Genomic DNA, 25,061 nt, shown 5'->3' with positions numbered 1-25,061 from the left:
GACGTGAGGCGAGATTGGCGAGATTCACCGGCGACGGCAAGAGGAACACGCGCGCGAGATGAATCGCGGCAAGTCTCGTCCGCCATGCGGAATAAACCTAGCTCGAGGCGACCTTGCTCGCTGTCCCCTTCGACGAGTCGTCGGCGAGGCCTGCCTCCTGCAAAAGCTCCTGCGTGTGCTCGCCGAGCCCGGACATTTGGTTGCCAGCGCTCACATCGGCGCCCGACATCCGGAACGGCAGGTTCAGCACCTGGAACGTGCCGCCGTCGTCCGTAACGTCGGTCAGCGCCTGGCGATGCGTCAATTGCGGATCGGCCAATGCTTCGGCGACGGTGCGGTAAGCCGACGCCGGCACGCCCTCGGCGTCGAGCGCGGCCAGACATGCCTTGGTCGTCAGGGGACGCGACCAGGCTTCAACCCCGTCCATCATGTCGCCCCAGTTTGCGCGCCGCACGCCATAGGTGACGAAACGCGGATCGGAGATCCATTCGGGGCGCTTGATCGCCTTCATCAGGTTCTGAAAGCTCTTCTCGCTGGAGATGGTGATCATGACGTAGCCGCCCGCCGTCTCGGTCGGACCGAACATCGGCCGCGGCGGCGGCGCCACCTCGAACTGGGCCGTCTGCAACTCGACCACCGTCAGCGTCAGCATCGACTCCAGCATGGAGACGTCGATGTGCTGGCCGAGGCCGGTGACGGAACGCTGATAGAGCGCTGATGCAATCGCGCCAAAGCCATAGGTGCCGGTGACGACGTCGGCGTGGTAGATGCCGCAAAAGTCCGGGCGGTTGCGGCCGGGCTGATGGGCGAGATGCGCCATGTCATAGCCGGAGGCCGCGTGGATCACCGGCGCGTAGGCCGGCAGTTCCGCCGACGGGCCGGTCTGGCCGTAGCCGGAGATCGAGCAATAGATCAGCCTGGGATTGAGCGGCCGCAGCGTATCGTAGTCGAGCCGCAACCGGTGCATCACACCGGGGCGGAAGTTCTCGACCAGGATATCCGAAGTCGCGACCAGCCGGCGAATGGCCTCCTTGCCGGCGTCGGATTTCAAGTCGAGCACCATGCTCTTCTTGCCGACATTGAGCTGGCCGAACACGGTGCTGCAGCCGTCGCGGAGCGGCGGCCTGGTCCGCATGGTCTCGCCGCCGTCGGTCTCGATCTTGATCACCTCCGCGCCCATGTCGGCGAGCATCCGCGAACAATGGGGGCCGGCGATGGTGGTCGAAAAATCCAGCACACGCAGGCCGGCAAAGGCCTTTGTCGTCGCGCCCTCATGCTTATCTGCTAGCTTCATCCTTGTCGTTCCCCGGACCCGCGTTACGCCTCGGTTGGTGTCCGGACCCTAGTTTGCGGAAGACCGGCAGGAAAGCCTCTACCTGTAAGGCAGCCGCCGGTCGCCCGTCTCTGAAGTCATAAGGAACTGGACCCGATCTTGCATAGCAGCAAACGGGCTCGGCAGAGGGCGGCTGTTCTTGAGGGTCTTGTTTGTCACGACGGAGTTGGACGACTTTGTCCGCGTGGGCGGACTGGGCGCCGTTTCCGCTGCGCTCCCCCGCGCGCTGCGCCCCTTCGCCGATATCCGGATCATGCTGCCCGGCTATCGCGACATCATCGAACAACTGACGCATCTTCAGATCGTTGGTCGTTGTCCGGCATTCGCGGAGATGCCGGCCTGCACGCTCGGCCGGGCCGCAACGCGTGACGGGCTGCCGGTCTATGTGCTGTTGTGCTCGCAGCTCTACGATCGCCCAGGCAACCCCTATGGCGACGAGTCCGGGCGCGACTGGCCCGACAACGACATCCGCTTCGGGCGCTTTGCCTTGGCGGCTGCTGAGCTCGCCGCGGGCAGCCTGGACAAGAATTGGGCAGCAGACCTGATCCATGCCAATGACTGGCAGGCCTCGCTCGTGCCGGCCTATCTCGCCTGGCGCGGAACAAAACTGCCGTCGATCCTGACCATCCATAATCTCGCCTATCAGGGTCTCTTCCCGAAGGAGTCGCTGCGGCGGATCGGCGCACCGGAGAGCTCGTTCCACATCGACGGCATCGAGTTCTACGACCAGCTCTCCTTCCTCAAGGCGGGGCTGGTCTATGCCTCGCACCTCACCACCGTCAGCGGCACCTATGCACGCGAGATCACCACGGCCGAATTCGGCTGCGGCCTCGAAGGCCTCTTGCGCATGCGCTCCGATGCGGCGGAGCTCACCGGGATCTTGAACGGCATCGACGAGAGCTGGGATCCGCGCTCTTGCGCGCAGCTCGCACAACAGTTTGGCGCCGGCGACTGGGCCGGCAAGCGCGCGAACGCCGATTATGTACGCAAACAATTCGGGCTCGCAGTGTCGCGCGGGCCGATGTTCGGCATCGTCGCCCGGCTCGTGCATCAAAAGGGCATCGATCTTGTCCTGTCGGCTGCCGACGAAATTCTGGACGCTGGCGGGCAGATCGTGGTCACCGGCTCCGGCGAGCCGGCACTGGAGCAGGCGCTGATCGACGCGCACCGCAGGCGCCCGGACGCCATCGGCGTTGCGATCGGCTTCAACGAAGCCCAGGCGCGGCGCATCTTCGCCGGCAGCGATTTCACGCTGATGCCGTCACGCTTCGAGCCGTGCGGTTTGAGCCAGATGTATGCGCAGCGGTTCGGCTCGCTGCCGATCGGCCATCAGACCGGCGGACTGGCCGAGACCATCACCGATGGCGAGACCGGCTTCCTGTTCACCCAGCCGTCGCGGGACTCGCTGCTCGGCGGCATCCGCCGCGCATTCTCGACCTTCATCGCGCAGGACCGGCTCGACTCCATGCGCCGCAGCGCGATGTCGCGCTCCTTCAGCTGGGAGATTTCGGCCGCCTGCTACAATGCGCTGTACCGCAAGATCGCGTCGGCCTGATGCCCTTCACGTGTTTCGGTCGTCCATGAGCGGCCGTCCGATCCAGGCCCTGTTGAGACATCGGGTCATCCAGTCGGGCTGCGACCTGCCCTCCAGTCGCGCCTGGGCTTCCTGATAGGGACCGACATAACGCAGGCGATCGGGCAGTCGGGGATACACGCGTCGTATCCACTTCAGTGCGCTATCCGCAGCCCTGTAGTCCTGCTCGTCGAAGGCGAAGCCAAAGCCCGCGCGCAGTCGTTCCGGCAACATTCGCGCCGTCTGGGCCCGATACCATCGCGGCGGCCGCAGCCACGGACGTCCACCGCTCAAGATTTGCGTGGCGACGTCGCGTGCCGCCGTGCTGACGGAGAGCGTATCCGACCGGGCCATCGCCTCGTTGTAGGCCGCAAAGGAGGCCCAGTCGGCGGGCAGATCCTCCGGCGTCAACCCGAACAAGCTGCCAAAGAGCCGGCTCTCCGCCCAATACTGCTCGCGTTCTTCGACCGAGAACGGCGGCAGGACCAGATCGTGCACGATGAGAGCAGTCTCGACGAGCGTTGCATGAACCCAGCGCAGCGCTGCGACGTCGTTGGCGCAATATCTCGAGCCCGCAGCGAAGGGACCGACGGTTTCGGGCATGCGGCCGACAATCATCGTATGACGCCGGTGAAGCTGACGAGCTGAAGCGAGCGCCTTGTCGAGCGAGCCGAACACCATGGAAAACACAATGTCGAACGTCCGATGGAAGCGGCCGATCGGATCCGCAAACGTCCGGGAGTGTTCGGCAATCGCGGCGGCGACCCAGGGGTGCGCGAGCTGGAGCAGCAAGGCGCGGCCGGCGCCCAAAAAAACGATGGCCTCCCGATCAATCCGCCAGGTCAGGGACGCCGGGCCGAAAATGCCTTCGGCGGATCCATCGGCTTCAGCCCTGACAAAATCAAGCGTCGTTTCCAAATCCTTCGCGGAGACCAATTGCAAGCCTTTCGACGCCGGAAAAGCCGCAACATAGCCCAGTCCCGCGATCCCGCGAAGTCGTCATTGCGAAGAGCGCAAGCCGCCGTGACGGGTTACTCCGCCGCCATCGGCATCTCTTCCATGTGCTCGTGCAGAACCACGCCCGAGAGCGGATCGAACTCGCCGATCCATGGTTTTCGCTCAAGGACAGATTTCGTGTGGGTATAGCCGGCGTCCCAGCGCCGCATGATGCCGGAGGGACTGAAGTCGATGTCCTTGGTGTGGGTCTCACGGTCGAGCTGTGGGGCGAGCAGCCGCACCACATGCATGCGCGTCGGGCAGCCATAGCTCATCAATTCGCGCACCGCCGGATTGCTCCGCTCGCTCTCGGGAAGCCGCGCAGCCAACTGGTTGATGACGTGGCGCAGGCGATGCGCCTGCTGCTGACGTGCGATCTGGCTCGCGATACGGCTGGAATACTGCACGTCCTTGTGGCGGTTCAGCACCTCCGCCATCGTGGTCGGTTCAGCGCCGACCGGATTCCAGAGATGCACGGCGAAGATCAGCGAGTTCTTGCGCGGATTGTCGTCGAACACGGCCTCGGTCGGCGTATTGGAGAGAATGCCGCCGTCCCAATAGAGCTCGCCGTCGATGCGCACGGCCGGAAAGGCCGGCGGCAGCGCGCCGGACGCCATGACATGCTTCACCGTCAATTCACCGTCGCGACTGTCGAAATAGCGCATCTGGCTGGTGCGCACATGCGCGGCGCCCACGGTGAGCCGCGGCATGCAGCGATTGACGAGGCTGAAATCGACGAGCTCGTTGAGCGTCTTCTCCAGCGGAGCAGTGGAGTAGAAGCCCGCGTGATCGGCGCCCAGTGGAAAGGAATCGCCGGCATGCGCCAGCGGATTGGGCCTGAAGAACCCGGGAATGCCGTTCGTAACGGTCGACCAGTAGCTGAGCTTTTCGTTGAAGCCGGGAAATGCGGTGCGCAGACTCCAGATCGGGTTCTGCTCCATCCGCTTCCAAAACTCTTTCAGGCGCGCGAGCCGGTGCTGCGGCTCGTTCCCGGCGATCAGGCTTGCATTGATGGCGCCGATCGAGGTGCCGATGATCCAGTCCGGCTCGATGCCGGCTTCGTGCAGCGCCTGGTAGACGCCCGCCTGGTAGGAGCCGAGCGCGCCGCCGCCCTGCAGCACCAGCACGACCTGGCCCGGCAGGTCTCCTGACCTGATGCTCTGCGTATTGCCCTGGATGCCGTTCATGTTTTGCTCCTGATGAGCTTCTATTCGTCGAATATTCGTCAACCGCCGTGATTTGTTACGCCGGCCCATGTCAGTGTGCGGTCCAGCCACCGTCGACGGGCAGCGCGATGCCGGTGATCGAGCCCGCCGCCTCCGTCGACAAGAACACCGTGAGCGCGCCGAGCTCGTCGACGGTGGCAAACCGCTTGTTGGGCTGCTGTGCGAGCAGCACGTCACGGATCACCTGGTCACGGGAAATGCCATGCGCCTTGGCCTGGCCGTCGATCTGCGCCTCGACCAGCGGCGTGTAGACATAGCCGGGACAGATCGCGTTGCAGGTGATGCCCTCCTCCGCCGTCTCCAGCGCCGTTACCTTGGTGAGGCCGACAATGCCGTGCTTGGCCGCCACATAGGCCGCCTTGAACGGCGATCCAACTAGACCATGGGCCGAGGCAATGTTGATAATGCGGCCGAACCCGTTCTGGCGCATCGCTGGCAGCGCGAGCCGCGTGGTGTGGAAGGCCGATGACAGGTTGATCGCGAGGATCTGGTCCCATTTCTCGACCGGAAACGCTTCGAGCGGCGCGACATGCTGGATGCCGGCATTATTGACGAGGATGTCGAGCCGGCCGGATTGCGCGACGGTCGCCGCGATCATCTCGGCGATCGAGTTCGGCCGGGTCATGTCAGCCGGTGAAAAGCTCGCCTTGACGCCGAACTCGGTTGCGATCTGCTCGCGGACCTTGCCGATCTCGGCTGCGACGCCGAGGCCGTTCAGCACCACGTCGGCACCGGCGGCCGCCAGCGCCCGTGCGATGCCGAGCCCGATACCGCTGGTCGAGCCCGTGACCAGCGCGACCTTGCCGGCGAGGGCGCGAGTGGCTTGAGACGTCTGCGGCTTGACGGGAATGTTCATGGCCTATCCTCCGATGCGACGGGCGGCCTGACGACCGGACCCCTGACTTTCGCGAACTCTGAGGGATGGCCTTCAGATACGGAAATGCCGGCTGGCTTCCGAAACGATACGCGCCCGCTATTGCGGCCGGGATGTCATTCCCTGCTCCGATCGGCTAAGTTCCGGACCGATCCTGCTGGGAGCCGATCCATGGAAATGCACCAGGTCCGCTATTTCCTCGCGGTGGCGCAACTCTTGAACTTCACCCGCGCCGCCGAGGAGTGCAACGTGACGCAGCCCTCGCTGACGCGCGCGATCAAGCAGCTCGAGGCCGAGCTCGGCGGCGATCTGTTTCGCCGCGAGCGGCCGGCCGCGCAACTGACCGAGCTCGGCCAGCGCATGCATCCGCTCTTGAAGCAGTGCTACGAGGCCGCCGCCGGTGCGCGCTCGCTGGCCTCCTCGTTCAAGAGCGGCGAGGTCGGCGCGCTGCGCATCGCGCTGACGCATGCGATCGACCTTTCGCTGCTCATTCCCCATCTCAACCAGATCCGGCGGCAGTTCAACCGGCTCGAATTCCGTTTTCTGCGCGGCACCAGCCGCGAGGTCGCCGAATATCTGAAGAAGGGCGAGGCTGAGCTCGGCATCGCTGCCGAGATCGACGAAGCCTGGGAGCGGCTCGACGTCTGGCCGCTGTTCACCGAAAATTTCGAGCTGGTGGTCGGCAAGGGCCATCGGCTCGCCGGCCACCGCAATATCGAGTTCGACGATCTGCGCTCCGAGCAATTGCTGAGCCGGACCTATTGCGAGCACGCCAAGCGTATCTCGGCAAGCCTGCGCGAACGCGGCGTCGACGTCGACCACAGCCACGAAATCTCCTCGGAGCGCGATCTGATCGAACTGGTGGAGGCGGATATCGGCGTCGCCATGATGCCGCACACCTCACCGGTGCCGGAGAGCCTCAAACGCACCGCCGTGGCCGGCTTGGATGCCCGCCGCACCGTCAACCTCTACGGCGTCGCCGGCCGCCAGCGCACGGCCGTCGCCAACGCCGTGATGCGCATGCTGCGCGCAGCCGACTGGCGGGAGATCGCGGGGTAGAGATTGGTAGGGTAGGCAAAGCTTCCACCTTCGATCGAAGAGCGAAGGCGGAAGCGTGCCCACCATTTCAGCCTTGCTCACGGTAAGAGCGGTGGTGGGCACGCTTCGCTTTGCCCACCCGACGGGTCTGCGTGCCACCTTCTCCCACAGGGAGAAGGCAACTCGCGAGGGCGCTAGCTCTTCCTGCTCGCACTCTCCAGCGCCGCGAGCAGGTCGTCGATCTCCATCCGCTTGCGGAAATCGGGATCGACGAAGCGGGCCTTGACGAGGCCGTCGCGGCCGACGACGAACACCGCCGGGATCGGCAGCAGCCAGCCGTCATTGCCGTGGAACCTTGCCATGTCATGGTAGGACAGCAGCCCCTGGATCTCGGTGCCGAGCCAGATCGCGAGATTCAGCGACAGCGCATAGCCGTTGTCGAGATCGGTCAGCACCGGAAACGGCGCGCCCGAATCGTCCCTGAACTTCTCGGTGTATTCCTGCGTCTCCGGCATGATCGCGACGATCTGCGCGCCCATCGCGCTGATCCGGTCCTGCGCCTGGATCACCGCTCGGACGTTCAACCGGCAGTAGGGACACCAGTGCCCACGAAAGAACATCACCGCGACCGGTCCGCGCTTGAGCAGCGACGGCAGCGCGACCAGGTGCCCGCGGTCGTCCGGCAGCACAAAGGGCGGCATGACCTCGCCCGGACGCGGCGCGTTCTCGCCGCCGCCGTTCTGGCCCAATCGCTCCACCAGGCGATCGACCGCATCGCCATAGGCCGGAAAGATCTCGCGGCCCGCGCTCGCATAGGCACGGAGCTGCTCATTCAGCGTGCCCTCCATGTCGCGGCAGCGCTGGAAGGCAAGCTTGAGCCGTTCGGCATCGGCTGGTGATAAGGATGTCATCTTCCGCTCCGGCATCAAGAGGTCACATTATTTTGCGTTCGGGCGGCCCCGCAAGGGGGCAGCCGTCACACGGCGGCATGTTTCGCCGAGCATCGAACGCCGGATCCGAAGCAGGCGGAAATGCCCTTCCACAATCGGTTCGATAGCTGCCGCCTATCGCTGGCCGCGATAGCGCAGGGCTATCGAATTCAGAGCCGCTTCGCATTTCTCCTCTTCGCGCGCTGCGTCCATCCTGTCGCAATCCAGACTTCCATCGACAGGAGACCATCATGACCCGCCTGATCACCCAGCGCCTTGCCAGCCTTGCCACCTCGCTCGTGCTATTGTGCCTCGTGCTGTCGGCCGCGACCTCGATCGTTCACGCCGACAGCGACGACGGCATCGTCCGCGTCAAGAGCGCGGTGCCGATGCCGGAGGCGATCAGCCGCATCAAGGCCGACATCGCCGCCAAGGGCATCAAGTTCTTCCTCGAAGTCGACCAGTCGAGGCTCGCCGCCGATGCCGGCATCAAGCTGCGGCCATCGACCCTGCTCGTGTTCGGCAATCCGCCGCTCGGCACCCAGTTCATTACCGCCAATCCCAATGCCGGGCTCGACTGGCCTGTGCGCCTGCTACTGACGCAGGACGACAATGGCGAGGTCTGGGCTGTCTGGACCGATTTCGACTGGATCGCAAAGCGCCACAATATCACGAACCGCGAGGCGCAGTTCAAGATGGCGACGACGGTCGTCAAGTCCATTACGTCAACCATCACCACCAAGTAGCGGCGGCGGCTACCATGGCGCGCGAGACATTCGACGTCGTGATCCTGGGCGGCGGCAATGCCGGCATCGGCGTGACCGGCCCGGTCCGGCGCGCCGGCCTCTCGGTCGCGATGATCGAGCCCTCCGATCTCGGCGGCACCTGCCCGAACCGCGGCTGCACGCCGAAGAAGATCCTGGTCGCCGCGGGGCAGGCGCTTCACGACATCGAGCGCGCCGCGGTCCATCACATCGCGGTCGGCAAGCCCCGGCTCGACTGGGCCGCGCTGATCGACCGCGAAAGGGACATGATCAAGGACATTCCAGCCAACCTCGCCCGCGCCATGGCGCGCCGCGAGGTCGAGGTGATCAATGGCTTTGGTGCCTTCGTCGCGCCCAACGTTCAGTGTCGGCACCCGCCTGCTGGAAGCCCGCGATATCGTGATCGCCACGGGATCGAAGCCGCGGCCGTTGCCGATCCCCGGAGCCGAGCACATGATCACGTCGGACGACATGTTGCGCGACCGCGAGCTGCCGGGCTCTGTGATCTTCGTCGGCGGCGGCGTGATCTCGCTCGAGTTCGGTCACGTCTATGCGCGGGCCGGCGCTTTCGTAACCGTGCTCGAGGTGCTCCCGCAGCTCCTGCCCGCCATGGACACCGACGCGGTTGCCCGGTTGCGGGCGGAGAGCGAACGGATCGGAATCGAGATCAACACCGGCATCAGCGTCCAGCGCATCGAGCCCGCCGGGCGCCGGTTCCGCGTGATCTTCACCCATGACGGCATCGAACGCACCGTCGAGGCTGATCGTGTCGTCAACGGTGCCGGCCGCATCGCCAATATCGACGGCCTGGATCTCGCCGCGGGCCAGGTCGAGCACGCCAATGGCCGGATCGCGGTCGATCGGAACCTGCGCTCGACATCCAACCCTCAGGTCCATGTCTGCGGCGATGCGGTTCCGTTCTCACCGCAACTGTCGCCGATCGCGACCTATGAGGGCGATATCGTCGGACGCAACATCGTCGCGGGACCGCAGCACATGCCCGACTATGCGGGCATGGCGACGTCGGTCTACACCGTGCCGGCGCTCGCCGCCGTCGGCCTCAACGAAGCCGCGGCACGGCAGAGCGGCGCCGTCATCGACGTCCATGTCAACGACATGCACGACTGGTTCTCGGCACGCTCCTATGCGGAGACCGTGGCCTGGTCGAAGGTGATCGTCGACCGCGCCACCGACCTCATCCTCGGCGCCCACTTCGTCGGTCACGCCGGGCAGGAGCTCGTCAACATCTTCGGGCTTGCGATCAAGTTCGGGATCACGGCCAGCGAAATCAGGGACAGCGTCTACGCCTATCCGACCTTCTCGGCCGACATCAAGCACATGCTCGGACGCGCATAGCGGCACGCTATCGTCTCCAGAGACAGACGGCATTTCATCCCGGGCACGGCTTCGACGATGCTGATGCCATAGCCGGCGACCAGTGAGGTTGCTGCCAACAAAGGAGACAGATCGATGCCCACGAACTCCAAACTCTCGCGCGCAATCTGGCCCAGCCTTGCTCTCGCCGGGGCCATCGCCCTCACCGCGCAGCCGGCCCTTGCCGGCGAATGCCCGGCCGACAAGATGAAGCCGAACGCGCGCCAGATGGTCGACTACAAGCCGGTCGGCGTCACCGACGTCACGCTCGGTTCCATCAACCTCGAAAAGCAGCCGGCCAACATCAGGGATCGCGAGCTGCGCTTCCGCAAGCTGACGATCGAGCCCGGCGGCATCGTGCCCTGGCACAGCCATGACGACCGGCCGGCGCTGATCTACGTGCAGCAGGGCGAGATCGTCGAATACGCCTCCAACTGCGTCGATCCGATCGTGCACAAGGCCGGCGATCTCAGGCCCGAAGTGTTCGGCACCTCGCACTGGTGGAAGAACCTCGGCAAGGAGACCGTGATCCTCTACGTCGGCGACGTCCGCAAGGATCCGCACGACCACAACATGTAACGAGTGCATCAGGCCCCCAGCCCTCGTTACCGGATGTGACGCCCGGGATCCCCCATGCTGCCCCGCATGCCGGGCGTCACATCGCTTCTCTCGCCTGGAGACGTCGTGTCATGACCGATCTGTCTGCGCGTGTGAAACCGATGACCATGGAGATGCATGAGCATTCACCGGGCGTCGCCTTTCGCTCGCTCGTCATCGGACTGACCGCATTCCTGACCGTCGTCGACCTGTTCGCGACGCAGGCAATCCTGCCGTCGCTGACGCGCCATTACGGCGTAAGCCCGGCGGCGATGGGCTTTGCGGTCAATGCCAGCACGTCTGGCATGGCGATATCAGGGCTCGTGGTCGGCTTCTTCAGCCCGCGCATTGATCGACGCCTCGGGATATTGCTCAGCCTCACGCTGCTTGCGATTCCGACGAGCCTGCTCGCGGTGGCACCTAACCTCGCCGTCTTCACAGCCTTGCGCGTCGCGCAAGGCCTGTGCATGGCGTCGGCCTTTGCGCTGACGCTCGCCCATCTCGGCGAGCAATGCAGCGCGATGGACGCCGGCGGCGCCTTTGCCGCCTACATCACCGGCAACGTCGCCAGCAATCTGATCGGACGGCTGATCTCGGCCGCCGTCGCCGACAGTCTTGGACTGTCCTGGAATTTCTATTTCTTCGCAGCGCTCAATCTCGCCGGCGCAGTGCTGGTCTATTTCACCATCCATCGTGTCCAGCCGATGCATGCCATCACGCTCACGGCGTCTCCGCTCGACGCCATGCGCGCGCATTGGCGCAATCCCCGACTGCGCGCGGCCTTCGGGATCGGCTTCTGCATCCTGTTCGCCTTCATCGGCACGTTCACCTTCGTCAATTTCGTGCTGGTGCGGCCGCCGCTGTCGCTGGGCATGATGGACCTTGGCCTCGTCTATTTCGTCTTCCTGCCTTCGGTCGTCACCACCCTCTTCGCCGGCAAGGTCGCCGCGCGCATCGGGACACGGCCGACGATCTGGGGCGCGCTCGCTGTTGCAGCCCTTGGACTGCCGCTGATGCTGAGCGCGCATCTGGCTGAGGTGCTCACCGGCATGGTTCTGGTCGGCGTCGGCACTTTCTTCGCGCAGGCCGCGGCGACCGGGTTCGTCGGACAGGCCGCAGCCGAGAACCGCGGCGTCGCCAGCGGCACCTATCTCGCCTGCTATTTCTGCGGTGGATTGGTCGGCACGGCCCTGCTCGGCCGTCTCTTCGACACCTTCGGGTGGACCGCCTGTGTCGCCGGCGTCGGCGCGGCACTCGTGGCTGCTGCCTGGCTGACGTTCAGCCTCCGGGATATGCGCTAGCGCTTGGCCTGCGCGAGGTCGGCTTTCGTCTCCGGCGGCGGCTCGTCGTCGGCAATCGCCCGCCAGGCAGCGCCATCGAGATCATCATACTGGCCGCTCCGGAGCGACCAGAGGAAGGCGGCGAGGCCGGCGAGCCCCAGCCCCAGCGCCAGCGGAACCAGGATGACCAATATCTCCATCAGACCCTCCGCGCGACATTGCGCGCCCGCAACGCGTTCAGCATGACCAGGATGGACGAACCGCTCATCGCAGCCGCCGCAATCAGGGGAGTGACGATACCACTGATCGCGATCGGCACGGCCAGGAAATTGTAGCCGATCGCCAGCCACAGATTCTGCCGCATCAGGTGCAGCGCCTTGCGCGAGAAGTCGATCGCGGCCACGACCGGGCCTAAGGGCTTGCCGAGGAAGACGAGATCGGCGGTCGCCTGGCTCAAATGCGCCGCCGAGATCGGCGACATCGAGACGTGCGCGGCGGCGAGCGAGGGCGCATCGTTCATGCCGTCGCCGACCATGAGCACCTTCATGCCGCGCGCCTTCAGCGCCTCGATCCGCGCGATCTTGTCGGCGGGCGTGACGCCGGCGCGCCATTCGACGACGCCGAGTGCACGGGCGGCCGCGGTCACCGCGGCCTCGCGATCGCCGGACAGGATCTCGACGCCGATCTTGCGCGCCTGCAAGGCCGCGATGACGGCCTTTGCGTCGGGACGCAGGCCCTGCCGCACGGAAATGATGAACCTCTCGGCTCCCTTGCTGAAGGCCACGACGGAGGCCTCGGGATCGAGATCGGCGTCCTTGACCAGCTGCTCGGCCCCGCAGAAAGACGGCCGGCCCAGGCGAATCTCGACGCCGTCGACGGTCGCCCACACGCCCTGCCCAGCCTCCTCGACCGCACTGAGGATCGGCGACCTGGCACCTGCGGCCTGTGCGACCGCCGCGGCCACCGGATGATGGCTCGACAGCGCAAGCTGTCCGGCGAGCTTGAAGACATCGGCGGGAATCCCCGATGCGTTGACCACTTCGAGATCCGGCAGCGTCAGCGTGCCCGTCTTGTCGAAGATGACGTGATCGGCCTCCGCAAGCCGCTCGATGGCGTCGCCGGAATTGAGCAGCACACCGGACTTGAACATCGCTCCCGAGGCAACCGTCTGCACCGTCGGGATCGCGAGGCCGAGCGCACAGGGACAGGTGATGATGAGAACGGCGACGCCGGTGACGATCGCATCGTGCCAGCTCGCGCCCCAGAAAACCCAGCCGAGAACGGTGAGGAGCGCTGCGGCATGCACCACCGGCGCATAAAGCCGCGATGCGCGGTCGGCGAGCCGCATGTAGCGCGACCGCGCCTGCAATGCGTTGTCGAGCAGGCGCGTGATCTCGGCAAGCAGTGTCGCCTCTGACGCTGCGGACACCCGCACACGCAAGGTGCCCGATACGTTCATCGAGCCGGCATAGACCGGCGTGCCCCGCTCGGCCGTGACGTAGAGCGTCTCGCCGGTGATCAGGCTCTGGTCGATCTCGGACCGTCCCTCGATCACCGTGCCGTCGACGGCGCAGCGCTCGCCGGGCCGCAGCAGCACGATGTCGCCGGGATGGATCGCTGCGACCGGCACCTGCGAGATCTCGCCGGGACTGACGAATTTTGCCGCCGTCTCGGCCTTCAGCGCTGCGAGATTGCCGGCGACCGCGCGGGTCCGCCGCCGCATGTTCTGGTCAAGGAAGCGGCCGACCAGGAGGAAGGTCAGCAGCATGATCGCCGCGTCGAAATAGGCGTGCTCGGCGTGGTGGATGGTCTCGACCACGGACATGCCGAGCGCAAGGCACACTCCGATCGAGATCGGCACGTCCATGTTGGTGGTCTTGTTCGACAATGCGCGCCAGGCGGAGCGGAAGAAGGGCTGGCCGGCATAGGCCGCCGCCGGCAGCGCGATCAGCGCCGACAGCCAGTGGAAGAAATCGCGCTGCTCGGGCAGCATGTCCGAGACGTTGCCCGACCACACCGGGATCGACAGCATCATCACGTTCATGGTGGCGAAGGCAGCGACCCCGAGGCAGCGCAGCAGGAAGCGCGATTCCGCAACCTCGGTCGCCTCCGCGCTCGCGGTCTCGAACGGATAAGCCTTGTAGCCGAGCTCGGCGAGGCGATCGATGAAACGCGCGGGATCAAGCGAGCCCTCTTTCCATTCCAGCGCGACACGGCGATTGGTCAAATTGACCCGCGCCAGCGTGACGTCGGGCATGGCCGACAGGCCGCGTTCGATCTTCGCCATGCAGCCGGCGCAATGAACGCCCTCGACCGCGAGATCGATGTGTTGCAGGCCCGGGCCTGCCTCCTTGACGTAATGCGAAAAATCCCGCGTGACCTGCATGACACCTGCCTCGGTACTCTTGCCTCAGTCCTCTTGCCTCAGTTCAGGATCACGCGGTTGCGCGACTGGAACATGCGCTGCCCCCTCGCATCGGCCTCGATCACCAGATCCCACTGACCGGCTGCGACCGCGCTGGCGCTGCCGCGATAGATGCCGATGCCGACCTCCGAAAGCTCCACAGGCCGATCGGCGCGCTTGTCGATCGGCCGCTCCAGCGTCCCCTTGAAGGTCAGGCCGGTCATCGGCCGGCCGCTGGCGTCGCGCGCCTCGAGCTGGACCACCGCACCGCCGTCACCCTGGCGCTGGATGCGCGCCTCGACCTGCCATTTGCGCGCCGCCTGCTCGTGCGCTGCCGTGATCTCCTTTCCGTAGGCCAGGCTCGCGCTGTAGGCGCTGTCGACCTCGGTCCCCGGAAGCGTATCGATCGCGAGCTTCATCATGGTGACGTTGACGCCGATCACGAGCCCGAAGAAGGCCACCAGCATCAAGAACACCTTGGTCCCGGTCAGCGGCTTCTGTGCAGCGGTTGCCATGGCAAACTCCTTGACGCCTCACGGCGAGACGAAATTGTCGGTGGCGGACGCGACCTCGCCGAGCCCGATGTCGGTGACGTGGAAGCGGACCGGGATCGACTTCTCGGGATTGCTCTCGGCCGGCGCGGTCACCAGCAGCCGCAATTCGCTGGTCGCATCGCGGGGGATCACGACCATCGGCCGGTCCGGCGTCACCGAATCGACGCCGACGACGTGAACGCCCGCATTCACGGGACCATCGATGTCGATCGCGACGACGCGGTCATAGCCGCTCTTGTTGAGCAGGCGCACGGTGTAGGCGTTGCGGATCGAGCCGTCGCTGAGCTTGACCGCGATCGGATTGCGGTCGTGCAGCACGTTGACGTCGAGCATGCTGCGCGTTGCCAGCGTGTACAGCATGATCCCGCCCACGACCGCGATCAGCACGCTGTAGGCGATCGTGCGGGCACGGACGATGCGGTAGATCGGCGCCTTTCCGGCCTGCCGGCGCTCGATATTGATGTCGTTGTCATAGCCGATCAGCCGGGTCGGCCGGCCGATCTTGGTCATCACGGTGTCGCAGGCGTCGATGCACAGCCCGCACTGGATGCAGCCCATCTGCGCGCCGTCGCGGATGTCGATGCCGGTCGGACAGACGGCGACGCACTGGTAGCAGTCGATGCAGTCGCCGACTGGCTGCCCGAGCGCACGCAGCTCGGCCGCCTTCTTGACCGAGGTGCGCTTCTCACCGCGATCGTAGCGATAGGTGACGTTGAGCGCCCATTCGTCGGTGAGCGCGGCCTGGATGCGCGGCCACGGGCACATATAAGTGCAGACCTGCTCGCGCATGAAGCCCGCAAGCACATAGGTCGAGGCGGTGAGAATGCAGATCCAGATATAGGCGATCATCGGCGCCTGGAACGTCACGAGCTCCTTCACCAGCGTCGGCGCATCGTTGAAGTAGAGCACCCACGCGCCGCCGGTCCACCAGGCGATCAGGAGCCAGATCGAATGCTTGAGCACGATCTCGGAGATGCGCTCGAGCTTCATCGGGTCGGACGACTTATCCTTCTTCATGCGCTCGCGCCGGTCGCCTTCGATCAGGCGCTCGACGGCGTAGAACAGGTCGGTCCAAACGGTCTGCGGACAGAGATAGCCGCACCAGATGCGGCCGCCGATGGAGTTCATCAGGAACAGCGCGATCGCGGCAACGATCAAGAGGCCCGTGAAGTAGTAGACTTCCTGCGGCCACAGCTCGATGAAGAAGAAATAGAAGCGGCTGTTGGGGAGATCGATCAGCACCGCCTGGCTTGGGGCGCCGAGGCCGCGGTTCCAGCGGACGAAGGGCAGGAAATAATAGACGCCGAGGCAGAACGCCATCAGCCCCCATTTGATGCGACGGAAGGTGCCCGAGACGCTCTGCGGATAAACCTTCTTCTGGGCCGCATAAAGCGGCCCGTAATCGTCGTCCAATTTGAGGTCGGTGGGATTCACGGTCTTGTTCATCGCTGGATCCGTTGCGCGTGACCGAACCTAGAGCCAACTCCGAACGGCCGATTGATCCAGCTCAAGCGAGGGCAGGTTCCCCTGCCCCCGTTTGTCAGTCGTTTGGCTACTTTCCGCCGCCCAGCGAGTGGACGTAGACCGCCATCGCCTTGATGGTGGCGGGGTCGAGCCGGCCCTCCCAGGCGGGCATCACGCCGGAACGCCCGTTGCTGATGGTCTCGATCAGGGCGGCTTCGTCGGAGCCGTAGAGCCAGATCTTGTCGGTCAGGTTGGGGGCGCCCATCTCCGGGTTGCCCTTGCCGTCTTCGCTGTGACAGGACACACAATTGTCGGCGAAGATCTTGGTGCCCTTGGCCGCGTCATAGCCCTGCCGCGTGGGCAGGCCCGCCAGCGACCGGACGTAATTTGCGACCGTCACGATCTCATCGGCCTTCAACACGCCGTCCTTGCCGAAGGCGAGCATCTGGCCTTCATGGGTCTTGGAGTGACCGGATCGCACGCCGTACTGGATGGTCTGCATGATCTGGTCGAGGGTTCCGCCCCACAGCCAGTCGTCGTCGTTCAGGTTGGGAAAGCCCTTCGAGCCTGACGCACCGCTGCCGTGGCACGGCGCGCAATTGTCGCCGAACACGGTCCTGCCCTTGGCACGCGCCAGCGCAAGCAGCGCCGGATCCTTCTCGATGTCGGCAAGCGGGGCCGCCGCCAGCATCGCCATCTTCTCGCCGCGGATCTTTTCGAGATTGGCGAGTTCCACGGCGAGGCTGGCGCGCGTTGAATAGCCGAGCACGCCGGACGTGTAGCCGGAGATCAGCGGCCAGGCCGGATAGACGATCCAGTAGCCGATGGACCAGAGGATGGTGAGATAGAAGGTCATCACCCACCAGCGCGGCAGCGGCGTGTTGAGCTCCTTGATGCCGTCCCATTCGTGCCCGGTCGTGGACTTGCCGGTGACGGTATCGACTTCGCTATGATCGGTCATGATCCCTTACTCCTCCCGCAGCGGCATTCGCGCCGCTTCGTCGAAAGCGGCCTTGTTGCGGGGCCATAGTGCGTAGGCGATGATCGCGAGGAAGATCGCGACGAAGGCCGGCGTCCAGACGGTCGTCACGAGGTCGGACGCGAGATTGTGGACTGTCAGAATAGCTTTCATCGGTAATGCCTTCTCAGCGAAGATTGGCTTTCTCGTTGTAGAGCTTGAAGTCGACCAGCGTGCCGAGCATCTGCAAGTACGCGATCAGCGCGTCCATCTCGGTCGGAACGCCCGTCTTGCCGTCGAAGTTGCGCACCGAGGCCTTGGCGTAGCGCTTGGTGAAGGCATCGGTTCCGGCGTTGTCCGGATCGGCCTGGGCCTTCATGTCGGCGGCTGCGTTGGCGATCTGGTCGTCGGTATAGGGCGTGCCGACGATCTTCAGTGTCCGCATGTGGTCGGCGATCGCAGCCGGATCGACTTCGGTCTGGCTGAGGAACGGATAGCCCGGCATCACCGACTGCGGAACGATAGCGCGCGGATTGGTCAGGTGGGTGACGTGCCAGTCGTCGGAATACTTTGCACCGACGCGGGCAAGGTCCGGACCGGTGCGCTTCGAGCCCCACTGGAACGGATGGTCGTACATGCTCTCGGCGGCGAGCGAGAAGTGGCCGTAACGCTCGACCTCGTCGCGCAGCGGGCGGATCATCTGCGAGTGGCAGAGATAGCAGCCCTCGCGGACGTAGATGTTGCGGCCCGCAAGCTCGAGCGGCGTGTAAGGCCTGACGCCGTCGACGACCTCGATCGTGCTCTTCAGGTAGAACAGCGGCGTGATCTCGACGAGCCCGCCGATCGCGATCACCAGCAGGATGCCGACGATCAGGACGATCGAGTTCTTCTCGAAGATTTGGTGACGTGCCCAGAACGACATTGTTGAACTCCTCATTCCGCCGGCTGAAGAGCGACGGGCGCCTGGACTTCCGCTTCGCCTGCGCGAACGGTCATCCAGAGATTGTAGGCCATGATCAGCGAGCCGATCAGGAACAGCGCGCCGCCGGCTGCACGGATGATGTAGAAGGGATGCATCGCCTCGACGGTCTCGATGAAGGAGTATTCGAGGAAGCCGAGCGAGGTGTAGGCACGCCACATCAGGCCCTGCAGGATTCCGGACACCCACATCGCGGAGATGTAGAGGACGATGCCGAGAGTGGCGATCCAGAAGTGCCAGTTGACGAGCTTGAGGCTGTAGAGGCCCTTGCGGTTCCACGCCCACGGCACGAGGCAGTACAGCGCACCGAAGGAGACGAAACCGACCCAGCCGAGCGCACCGGAGTGCACGTGGCCGATGGTCCAGTCGGTGTAGTGGCTGAGCGAGTTGACGACCTTGATCGACATCATCGGACCTTCGAAGGTCGACATGCCGTAGAAGGCGACGGAGACCACGAGCATGCGCAGCACGGGATCAGTGCGCAGCTTGTCCCAGGCGCCCGACAGCGTCATCAGGCCGTTGATCATGCCACCCCATGAGGGCATCCACAGCATGATCGAGAAGGTCATGCCCAGCGTCTGCGTCCAGTCCGGCAGCGCCGTGTAGTGCAGATGGTGCGGACCGGCCCAGATGTAGAGGAAGATCAGCGCCCAGAAGTGGATGATCGAGAGGCGATAGGAGTAGATCGGCCGCTCGGCGCGCTTGGGAATGAAGTAGTACATGATGGCAAGGAAGCCGGCGGTCAGGAAGAAGCCGACCGCGTTGTGGCCGTACCACCACTGGAACATCGCATCCTGGACGCCACCCCAGGCGACGTAGGACTTGGAGCCGAACACCGACACCGGCAGCGCGGGATTGTTACCGAGGTGCAGGACCGCGATGGTGACGATGAAAGCGAGATAGAACCAGTTCGCCACGAAGATGTGGGGTTCCTTGCGCTTGATGACCGTGACGAGGAAGACGAGCAGGTAGACCACCCAGACGATGGTCAGCCAGAGGTCCGAATACCATTCCGGCTCGGCGTATTCCTTCGACTGGGTGACACCGAGCAGATAACCGGTGCCGGCCATCAGGATGAAGTAGTTGTAGCCGACGACCACGAACCAGGGCGCGAGCTCGCCCGCGAGACGGGCGCGACACGTCTTCTGCACCACATAGAACGAGGAGGCGATCAGCACGTTGCCGCCGAAGGCGAAGATCACCGCCGACGTATGCAGCGGCCGCAGGCGGCCGAAGCTGATCCAGGGCAGATCGAAGTTCAGCGCAGGCCAGGCGAGCTGCGAGGCGATGATCAGGCCGACCAGGAAGCCGGCGATACCCCAGAACATCGCCATGAAGGCCGAGAACTTGATCGGCCCCATATTGTAGTTGGGCCGGCCGTTGATCTCCTCCGGCGGCAGTGCCGCCGGACGCTCGAAATAGCGATTGATGATGCCGAACACGACGGCAACGCTTGCCGCGGCACTCAGCGCGGCATGGAACGCGAAGGGCGCGTCGAGCGCCTTGGCTGCAGCGATCACGCACAGGAAGGCGGTAACCGCGAACAACACCGCCAGGCCACTTTCACCGACGGTCATTGACTTGGACATGGAGGGCTGGCTCATGCGGATTCTCTCTGAAAGAACACGGGGCCAGAAACCACATCCGACCTCGCATTAAATTGATCAAGATCAAGACAATCAAATTGCTCCAGCACAACGAGCGCCGGCGCAACGCGCGCGAGCGCAAATCTTCCGTGGAACCACGGACGTAGTGCCGAGTATCGACTTTGGAAGTAGAGTCAGTCGCGCGCGGTCGCCTTCAGCGCGGTGATGACGTCCTCGCGCGCGATGATTCCGACCAGGCGCTGGGCCCCGTCGAGCACGATGATGCTCCTAATGCGGTGTTCGACCATGAGCTGGAGCACGCGGGTCAATCGCGTGTCCGGGTGGACGTAGATGAATTCCGGCGTCATCACGTCGCCGACCCTGCGGTTCATCAGGTCAAGATAGCGTGGCACCATCTGGCTCGGCGTGAAGGCGAAGCACCTCAGGATGTCGAACTTGGTGACGATGCCGACGATCTGCCCGTCTTCCTCGACCGGGTAGCTGTTGAAGTCGTCGCGCTCGAACATCTCGCTGAGCTCGAGCATGTTGAGATCACGCGCCACGGTCTTGACGTTGCGCGTCATGTAGCCGTCGGTGGTCTGCTCAAGGAATCTATACACGGCGCATCCTCTTCGATTTTCTTCTGCCTGCCCGCTTTAGTGCGACAGCAGCACGCAGCGCGCGGACTGGTTGATCAGATATTGCGTGACACCGCCGAGGATCAGCTCGCGGAAACGCGAATGGCCGTAGGCACCGGCGACGATGAGGCCGGCCCCGACATCGCCGGCGACCTTTTCCAATTGTGCCGCGGCCGTCGCCCCCTGGCCGGTTTCCGACACCCGCGCGGTCGCGGTGACCCGCTGACGGGCGAGCCAGGCCACGACGTCGGTAACCCCGGCCATCACGGCCTCGCGATCGTCATCGCGCTCGACGATCTCGACGACCGTCACCTCCTTGGCCTTGCGCAGCAGCGGCAGCGCGTCAACCACCGCCCGCCTCGCCTCCGACGTATCTTTCCAGGCCACCAACGCGCTGCGTAGGTCGAGCCAGTCGACGCCGTCAGGCACGGCCAGAACCGGGCGGCCGGCCTGCATCACCAGATCCTTGGGACTTGCGAGCGAGAACGCGTCGGAGAAGGACGGGCTGCGCCCGCCACTGACGATGATGTCGGCACAGCGCGCCTGTTGAAGGATGTGGCGCGCCGGAAAATCGATCGCGCCGCGCCATTCCACGTGCCCGCCGCGATTTTTGGTGGCGTCACGGAATTGCGTCTCCAGGTCGGCAAGGCGCTTCTTGACGGACGCCTCGCCCTCGTCGATCAGGCGCTGGGCTGCCGCGCCGTCGGTGAAATACAATGGCGGGGCGAATTGGGCGGCCGCAACCCCGATGACGGCGGCCTCGAATCGCTCGGCGAGCTCGCCCGCGACCTGAAGGCGCGCCTCGTTGGGCTGGTCAACCGCCAAGCTGACCATCACGGTCGCGTATGTCATTCCGTCTCTCCGCAGCATTCAAAATTGTCGTGGAATTGTAGGCAGCTCACCGCGGGGCGGGATGAGATAGATCAAAGCCATGCATGGCGGCGATTGCCGGTTGCGTCTCGCGGAATTCGCCAATGGAATCAGATATCGGAACTTGCCTCCAACCTCCCCATGAGCGAAAATCGCAGCGACCGAATTGACCCCAGCCCGCCGGGGAAGGATGGAGCATCGACTTGAGCCCGACGCGCGTGACCCATCCGGCTGACGATGGCCGCGGCGAGCATTTTCGGGTCCGAATCGAGGGATTTGGCGTCGGCACCTGGGACCTCGATCTCAGGACCCGCGAGCTGGAGTGGTCGGACACGGCCAAGGCCCTGTTCGGCGTGGCCCGCGACCAGCCGATCAGCTACGAGCTCTTCCTCGACCGGCTCGAGCCGGCTGATCGCAAGCGCGTCGAGCAGGCAATCGCGCGTGCCGCCGAGCACGGCGGCGGATTCGATATCTCCTTTCGCGTGGCCGGCGCGGGGCAATGGATCCGGGCCCGCGCGGGCCTGATTCGCGACGACGCCGGCGCCGCGCGCCATCTCAGCGGGATATTCCTCGATGTCGGCGAGGAGAAGCAGGTCGAGCAAGCCCTGCGCACGCGCGAAAACCATTTGCGCTCGATCCTGCAAACCATTCCGGACGCCATGATCGTCATCGACGGCCACGGCATCATCCAGCTCTTCAGCACGGCCGCAGAGCGGCTGTTCGGCTATCCCGAGCGCGAGGCGATCGGCCAGAACGTCAGCATCCTGATGCCGGAGCCCGACAAGTCGCGTCACGACGGCTACATCGCCCGCTACCGGACGACGCGCGACCCGCACATCATCGGCATCGGCCGCATCGTCACCGGCAAACGCCGCGACGGCACGACCTTTCCGATGCATCTGTCGATCGGCGAGATGCAGTCCGGGGGCGAGCCCTATTTCACCGGATTCGTGCGCGATCTCACCGAGCACCAGCAGACCCAGGCGCGTCTCCAGGAATTGCAGTCCGAGCTCGTGCACGTCTCGCGGCTGAGCGCCATGGGCGAGATGGCGTCCGCGCTGGCGCATGAGCTGAACCAGCCGCTGGCAGCGATCAGCAACTACATGAAGGGCTCGCGGCGACTGCTCGCCGGCAGCGCGGATCCGAATATCGGCAAGATCGAGAGCGCGATGGACCGCGCCGCCGAGCAGGCGGTGCGCGCCGGCCAGATCATCCGGCGGCTGCGCGACTTCGTGGCGCGCGGCGAGTCCGAGAAGCGGGTCGAGAGCCTGTCCAAGATGATCGAGGAGGCCGGCGCCCTCGGTCTCGCCGGCGCGCGCGAGCAGAATGTCCAGCTCCGTTTCAATCTCAACCCGGACGCCGACCTTGTGCTGGCCGACCGCGTGCAGATCCAGCAGGTCCTGGTCAATCTGTTCCGCAACGCGCTCGAGGCGATGGCGCAGTCGACACATCGCGAGCTCGTCGTCATCAATAGCCGGATTCCGGACGACATGATCGAAGTGGTGGTCTCCGACAGCGGGGCGGGCTTCCAGGACGACGTGATCCCCAATCTGTTTCAGACTTTTTTCACAACCAAGGAGACCGGCATGGGCGTGGGATTGTCGATCAGCCGCTCGATCATCGAGGCTCACGGCGGCCGCATGTGGGCCGAGAGCAACGCATCGGGCGGCGCGACATTCCGCTTCACCCTGCCGGCAGCCGACGAGACCTGAGCGATGACGACCAAAGGGAATGTCTACGTTATCGATGACGACGAGGCCATGCGGGATTCCTTGCACTTCCTGCTCGACTCGTCCGGCTACGACGCGCGGCTGTTCGACTCGGCGCAGAGCTTTCTCGATGCGCTACCCGGCCTCGTCTTCGGCTGTGTCGTGTCCGACGTGCGCATGCCCGGCATCGACGGCATCGAGCTCCTGAAGCGCATCAAGGCGCAAGGCAGCCCGTTTCCGATCCTGATCATGACCGGTCACGGCGACGTGCCGCTCGCGGTCGAGGCGATGAAGCTCGGCGCGGTCGACTTCCTCGAAAAGCCGTTCGAGGACGATCGCCTGATCGCGATGATCGATGTGGCGATCCGCCAGGCCGAGCCGGCCGCCAAGAACGAGGCGATCGCTCAGGACATCGCCGGCCGTGTCGCCTCCTTGAGCCCCCGGGAGCGCCAGGTGATGGAGGGGCTGATCGCCGGCCTGTCCAACAAGCTGATCGCCCGCGAATACGACATCAGCCCGCGCACCATCGAGGTTTACCGGGCCAATGTCATGACCAAGATGCAGGCCAACAGCCTGTCGGAGCTGGTCCGGCTGGCGATGCGGGCCGGCATGCTCGGCGATTGAGGCAGGTCAAGAGGCTTCCCCTCGTCATGTGCTAACAAATCTGGATGACTGCGATTTGCGTGCAACATGAGCGGCTGCCGATGGCGTCCTCTGCAAAGCCCATCGTCTATGTGGTCGACGACGATGCGGCAGTGCTGGGATCGCTGCGATTTCTGCTGGAAACCGACGGCTTTGTCGTGCGGACGTTCAAGAACGGGACGGCGCTGCTCAACGCCGCCGGCGTCCGCGACGCGGACTGCTATGTGATCGACTACAAGATGCCCGACATCAACGGCATCGACCTGGTCGCGCGCCTGCGTCAATCTGACATCCGCGCGCCCGTGATCCTGATCACAGGCTATCCCGACGAGAACATCTCGACCCGGGCCGCGGCGGCCGGGGTGAAAGGCGTCATTTTGAAGCCGCTTCTGGACGAAAACCTGATCAGGCAGATCCGCGACGCCATCCAGGACAGGCCGTCCTGACCTACGGGATTCTACGTAGGTACACCTCCTTAAGATATCGCTCGAAATTTTCAGCCCGCACAATCCCCGATACGCATGTGCCATCACAAACGGAGATGGCACACATGCTCACCCAGACGCTCAACACCAAGATCACCGGCAGCAAGGTTGCTCCCGCCGCCATCTTCCCGGTCTCCGACCAGTTTGGCGCGATCACTGGCCATGTCGGTCTGGTTGCCACCGAGTTCTCCTTCGGCAAGGACGAGGAGATCTACGGCGAGGACGAGCCGGCCGAGTACGTCTACCAGGTCGTCTCCGGCGCAGTGCGCAGCTACAAGCTCCTCTCCGACGGCCGCCGCCAGATCGGCGCCTTCCACCTTCCCGGCGACGTGTTCGGCCTCGAATCGGGCCCCGCGCATCGCCTCGCCGCCGAAGCCATCATCGACACCACCGTGCGCCTCGTGAAGCGTTCGAGCCTCGAGAAGGCCGCCGGCACCGACGTTGTGGTCGCCCGCAAGCTGTGGGCCATGACCGCGAGCGAGCTGCGTCATGCCGAGGACCACATGCTTCTGCTCGGCCGCAAGACCGCCATGGAGCGCGTCGCCACTTTCCTGCTCGAGATGGACCGCCGCCTGGCCGTTGCCGGCATGATGGCGCTGCCGATGTGCCGCCGCGACATCGGCGACTATCTCGGCCTGACGCTCGAAACCGTGTCGCGGGCGCTGTCGCAACTCCACACCCAGGGCATCCTCGGCTTCTCCGGTGCCCGCCAGATCGTGCTCCGCAACCGCCAGCGCCTGCACAATCTCGACGCCTGATTTCTTCCTCCCTGCCATCTTCCTCGCCTG

The 25,061-nt window shown here is 64.7% G+C and carries 25 protein-coding genes and 1 pseudogene; 11 read left to right on the top strand and 15 right to left on the bottom strand.

The window, feature by feature from the left end; all coding sequences use genetic code 11:
* Positions 1-97 precede the first annotated feature (97 nt).
* On the bottom strand, positions 98-1,294 hold the full coding sequence (locus JQ632_RS09940) for a CaiB/BaiF CoA-transferase family protein (RefSeq protein WP_212402129.1): 1,197 nt from the start codon (positions 1,292-1,294) through the stop codon (positions 98-100).
* A 178-nt stretch (positions 1,295-1,472) separates the two neighbouring features.
* Between JQ632_RS09940 and glgA the strand changes: the two genes are divergently transcribed.
* Positions 1,473-2,888 carry a glycogen synthase GlgA gene (gene glgA / locus JQ632_RS09935; protein WP_212402128.1) on the top strand — a complete coding sequence of 472 codons (1,416 nt, stop codon included), beginning with the start codon at positions 1,473-1,475 and terminating at the stop codon, positions 2,886-2,888.
* A gap of 6 nt (positions 2,889-2,894) precedes the next feature.
* Here glgA and JQ632_RS09930 read toward each other — a convergent pair whose 3' ends face one another.
* From JQ632_RS09930 to JQ632_RS09920, 3 genes are all read right to left on the bottom strand, one after another.
* Positions 2,895-3,842 carry an oxygenase MpaB family protein gene (locus JQ632_RS09930; protein ID WP_212402263.1) on the bottom strand — a complete coding sequence of 316 codons (948 nt, stop codon included), beginning with the start codon at positions 3,840-3,842 and terminating at the stop codon, positions 2,895-2,897.
* A gap of 95 nt (positions 3,843-3,937) precedes the next feature.
* Positions 3,938-5,089, bottom strand: coding sequence for a patatin-like phospholipase family protein (locus JQ632_RS09925; RefSeq protein WP_212402127.1), 1,152 nt, complete (start codon positions 5,087-5,089; stop codon positions 3,938-3,940).
* Positions 5,090-5,159: 70 nt separating this feature from the next.
* Positions 5,160-5,984: a 3-hydroxybutyrate dehydrogenase gene (locus JQ632_RS09920; RefSeq protein WP_212402126.1), complete on the bottom strand. Its 825-nt coding sequence runs from the start codon at positions 5,982-5,984 to the stop codon at positions 5,160-5,162.
* Positions 5,985-6,173: 189 nt separating this feature from the next.
* Here JQ632_RS09920 and JQ632_RS09915 point away from each other — a divergent pair, with 189 nt between their 5' ends.
* Complete coding sequence (locus JQ632_RS09915) at positions 6,174-7,061, top strand: LysR family transcriptional regulator (RefSeq protein ID WP_212402125.1); 888 nt, start codon at positions 6,174-6,176, stop codon at positions 7,059-7,061.
* Between the two features lie 173 nt (positions 7,062-7,234).
* On the opposite strand, the gene JQ632_RS09910 is transcribed toward JQ632_RS09915, so the two are convergent.
* On the bottom strand, positions 7,235-7,951 hold the full coding sequence (locus JQ632_RS09910; RefSeq protein WP_212402124.1) for a peroxiredoxin-like family protein: 717 nt from the start codon (positions 7,949-7,951) through the stop codon (positions 7,235-7,237).
* Between the two features lie 269 nt (positions 7,952-8,220).
* Here JQ632_RS09910 and JQ632_RS09905 point away from each other — a divergent pair, with 269 nt between their 5' ends.
* From JQ632_RS09905 to JQ632_RS09890, 5 genes and pseudogenes are all read left to right on the top strand, one after another.
* Positions 8,221-8,715 (top strand): DUF302 domain-containing protein, encoded by a 495-nt coding sequence (locus JQ632_RS09905; RefSeq protein WP_212402123.1) that lies wholly within the window; start codon positions 8,221-8,223, stop codon positions 8,713-8,715.
* A 14-nt stretch (positions 8,716-8,729) separates the two neighbouring features.
* Positions 8,730-9,032: pseudogene (locus JQ632_RS40425) on the top strand (FAD-dependent oxidoreductase); the annotation flags it as partial.
* A gap of 31 nt (positions 9,033-9,063) precedes the next feature.
* A complete protein-coding gene (locus JQ632_RS09900) occupies positions 9,064-10,089 on the top strand; it encodes an NAD(P)/FAD-dependent oxidoreductase (RefSeq protein ID WP_249151680.1) in 1,026 nt (341 codons plus the stop codon).
* 114 nt (positions 10,090-10,203) lie between these two features.
* Entirely contained in the window at positions 10,204-10,686 is a 483-nt protein-coding gene (locus JQ632_RS09895) for a cupin domain-containing protein (RefSeq protein ID WP_212402121.1), read from the top strand.
* Between the two features lie 110 nt (positions 10,687-10,796).
* A complete protein-coding gene (locus JQ632_RS09890; protein ID WP_212402120.1) occupies positions 10,797-12,005 on the top strand; it encodes an MFS transporter in 1,209 nt (402 codons plus the stop codon).
* Here JQ632_RS09890 and ccoS read toward each other — a convergent pair.
* From ccoS to JQ632_RS09840, 10 genes are all read right to left on the bottom strand, one after another.
* Positions 12,002-12,184, bottom strand: coding sequence for a cbb3-type cytochrome oxidase assembly protein CcoS (ccoS, locus tag JQ632_RS09885; RefSeq protein ID WP_212402119.1), 183 nt, complete (start codon positions 12,182-12,184; stop codon positions 12,002-12,004). The genes JQ632_RS09890 and ccoS overlap by 4 nt on opposite strands.
* Entirely contained in the window at positions 12,184-14,370 is a 2,187-nt protein-coding gene (locus tag JQ632_RS09880) for a cation-translocating P-type ATPase (RefSeq protein ID WP_212402118.1), read from the bottom strand. The genes ccoS and JQ632_RS09880 overlap by 1 nt, the downstream gene beginning before the upstream one ends.
* A 38-nt stretch (positions 14,371-14,408) precedes the next feature.
* Positions 14,409-14,903, bottom strand: coding sequence for a FixH family protein (locus JQ632_RS09875; protein WP_212402117.1), 495 nt, complete (start codon positions 14,901-14,903; stop codon positions 14,409-14,411).
* Between the two features lie 18 nt (positions 14,904-14,921).
* The gene (gene ccoG / locus JQ632_RS09870; RefSeq protein ID WP_212402116.1) at positions 14,922-16,388 is read right to left on the bottom strand and encodes a cytochrome c oxidase accessory protein CcoG; all 1,467 of its coding nucleotides are present in this window, start codon (positions 16,386-16,388) and stop codon (positions 14,922-14,924) included.
* A 106-nt stretch (positions 16,389-16,494) separates the two neighbouring features.
* Positions 16,495-17,367 (bottom strand): cytochrome-c oxidase, cbb3-type subunit III, encoded by an 873-nt coding sequence (gene ccoP / locus JQ632_RS09865; protein WP_212402115.1) that lies wholly within the window; start codon positions 17,365-17,367, stop codon positions 16,495-16,497.
* A 6-nt stretch (positions 17,368-17,373) separates the two neighbouring features.
* A complete protein-coding gene (locus JQ632_RS09860) occupies positions 17,374-17,538 on the bottom strand; it encodes a cbb3-type cytochrome c oxidase subunit 3 (RefSeq protein WP_212402114.1) in 165 nt (54 codons plus the stop codon).
* A gap of 13 nt (positions 17,539-17,551) precedes the next feature.
* Entirely contained in the window at positions 17,552-18,286 is a 735-nt protein-coding gene (gene ccoO / locus JQ632_RS09855; protein WP_212402113.1) for a cytochrome-c oxidase, cbb3-type subunit II, read from the bottom strand.
* Between the two features lie 11 nt (positions 18,287-18,297).
* Positions 18,298-19,947: a cytochrome-c oxidase, cbb3-type subunit I gene (gene ccoN, locus JQ632_RS09850; RefSeq protein WP_212402112.1), complete on the bottom strand. Its 1,650-nt coding sequence runs from the start codon at positions 19,945-19,947 to the stop codon at positions 18,298-18,300.
* 176 nt (positions 19,948-20,123) lie between these two features.
* Positions 20,124-20,549 carry an HPP family protein gene (locus JQ632_RS09845; RefSeq protein ID WP_212402111.1) on the bottom strand — a complete coding sequence of 142 codons (426 nt, stop codon included), beginning with the start codon at positions 20,547-20,549 and terminating at the stop codon, positions 20,124-20,126.
* Positions 20,550-20,585: 36 nt separating this feature from the next.
* Positions 20,586-21,419, bottom strand: coding sequence for a universal stress protein (locus tag JQ632_RS09840; RefSeq protein WP_212402110.1), 834 nt, complete (start codon positions 21,417-21,419; stop codon positions 20,586-20,588).
* 221 nt (positions 21,420-21,640) lie between these two features.
* Between JQ632_RS09840 and fixL the strand changes: the two genes are divergently transcribed.
* The 4 genes from fixL (at position 21,641) to JQ632_RS09820 (ending at position 25,031) form a co-directional block, all read left to right on the top strand.
* Entirely contained in the window at positions 21,641-23,149 is a 1,509-nt protein-coding gene (gene fixL, locus JQ632_RS09835) for a sensor protein FixL (RefSeq protein ID WP_212402109.1), read from the top strand.
* A 3-nt stretch (positions 23,150-23,152) separates the two neighbouring features.
* Entirely contained in the window at positions 23,153-23,770 is a 618-nt protein-coding gene (gene fixJ / locus JQ632_RS09830) for a response regulator FixJ (RefSeq protein ID WP_212402108.1), read from the top strand.
* 80 nt (positions 23,771-23,850) lie between these two features.
* On the top strand, positions 23,851-24,234 hold the full coding sequence (locus JQ632_RS09825; protein WP_212402107.1) for a response regulator: 384 nt from the start codon (positions 23,851-23,853) through the stop codon (positions 24,232-24,234).
* A 104-nt stretch (positions 24,235-24,338) separates the two neighbouring features.
* A complete protein-coding gene (locus JQ632_RS09820) occupies positions 24,339-25,031 on the top strand; it encodes a helix-turn-helix domain-containing protein (RefSeq protein WP_212402106.1) in 693 nt (230 codons plus the stop codon).
* Positions 25,032-25,061: the final 30 nt, after the last annotated feature.

The sequence above is a fragment of the Bradyrhizobium liaoningense genome (genome assembly GCF_018130955.1).
GTDB lineage: Bacteria > Pseudomonadota > Alphaproteobacteria > Rhizobiales > Xanthobacteraceae > Bradyrhizobium > Bradyrhizobium liaoningense_C.
The sequence above is the reverse complement of the archived record's forward strand: the minus strand, read 5'-3'. Positions and strand labels throughout refer to the sequence as shown.

Coding starts and splice junctions, on each gene's coding strand:
- JQ632_RS09940 (WP_212402129.1), bottom strand. CDS start 1,294: ATGAAGCTAGCAGATAAGCATGAGGGCGCGACGACAAAGGCCTTTGCC.
- JQ632_RS09925 (WP_212402127.1), bottom strand. CDS start 5,089: ATGAACGGCATCCAGGGCAATACGCAGAGCATCAGGTCAGGAGACCTG.
- JQ632_RS09920 (WP_212402126.1), bottom strand. CDS start 5,984: ATGAACATTCCCGTCAAGCCGCAGACGTCTCAAGCCACTCGCGCCCTC.
- JQ632_RS09915 (WP_212402125.1), top strand. CDS start 6,174: ATGGAAATGCACCAGGTCCGCTATTTCCTCGCGGTGGCGCAACTCTTG.
- JQ632_RS09910 (WP_212402124.1), bottom strand. CDS start 7,951: ATGACATCCTTATCACCAGCCGATGCCGAACGGCTCAAGCTTGCCTTC.
- JQ632_RS09905 (WP_212402123.1), top strand. CDS start 8,221: ATGACCCGCCTGATCACCCAGCGCCTTGCCAGCCTTGCCACCTCGCTC.
- JQ632_RS09900 (WP_249151680.1), top strand. CDS start 9,064: ATGGCTTTGGTGCCTTCGTCGCGCCCAACGTTCAGTGTCGGCACCCGC.
- JQ632_RS09895 (WP_212402121.1), top strand. CDS start 10,204: ATGCCCACGAACTCCAAACTCTCGCGCGCAATCTGGCCCAGCCTTGCT.
- JQ632_RS09890 (WP_212402120.1), top strand. CDS start 10,797: ATGACCGATCTGTCTGCGCGTGTGAAACCGATGACCATGGAGATGCAT.
- ccoS (WP_212402119.1), bottom strand. CDS start 12,184: ATGGAGATATTGGTCATCCTGGTTCCGCTGGCGCTGGGGCTGGGGCTC.
- JQ632_RS09880 (WP_212402118.1), bottom strand. CDS start 14,370: ATGCAGGTCACGCGGGATTTTTCGCATTACGTCAAGGAGGCAGGCCCG.
- JQ632_RS09875 (WP_212402117.1), bottom strand. CDS start 14,903: ATGGCAACCGCTGCACAGAAGCCGCTGACCGGGACCAAGGTGTTCTTG.
- ccoG (WP_212402116.1), bottom strand. CDS start 16,388: ATGAACAAGACCGTGAATCCCACCGACCTCAAATTGGACGACGATTAC.
- ccoP (WP_212402115.1), bottom strand. CDS start 17,367: ATGACCGATCATAGCGAAGTCGATACCGTCACCGGCAAGTCCACGACC.
- JQ632_RS09860 (WP_212402114.1), bottom strand. CDS start 17,538: ATGAAAGCTATTCTGACAGTCCACAATCTCGCGTCCGACCTCGTGACG.
- ccoO (WP_212402113.1), bottom strand. CDS start 18,286: ATGTCGTTCTGGGCACGTCACCAAATCTTCGAGAAGAACTCGATCGTC.
- ccoN (WP_212402112.1), bottom strand. CDS start 19,947: ATGAGCCAGCCCTCCATGTCCAAGTCAATGACCGTCGGTGAAAGTGGC.
- JQ632_RS09840 (WP_212402110.1), bottom strand. CDS start 21,419: ATGACATACGCGACCGTGATGGTCAGCTTGGCGGTTGACCAGCCCAAC.
- fixJ (WP_212402108.1), top strand. CDS start 23,153: ATGACGACCAAAGGGAATGTCTACGTTATCGATGACGACGAGGCCATG.
- JQ632_RS09825 (WP_212402107.1), top strand. CDS start 23,851: ATGGCGTCCTCTGCAAAGCCCATCGTCTATGTGGTCGACGACGATGCG.
- JQ632_RS09820 (WP_212402106.1), top strand. CDS start 24,339: ATGCTCACCCAGACGCTCAACACCAAGATCACCGGCAGCAAGGTTGCT.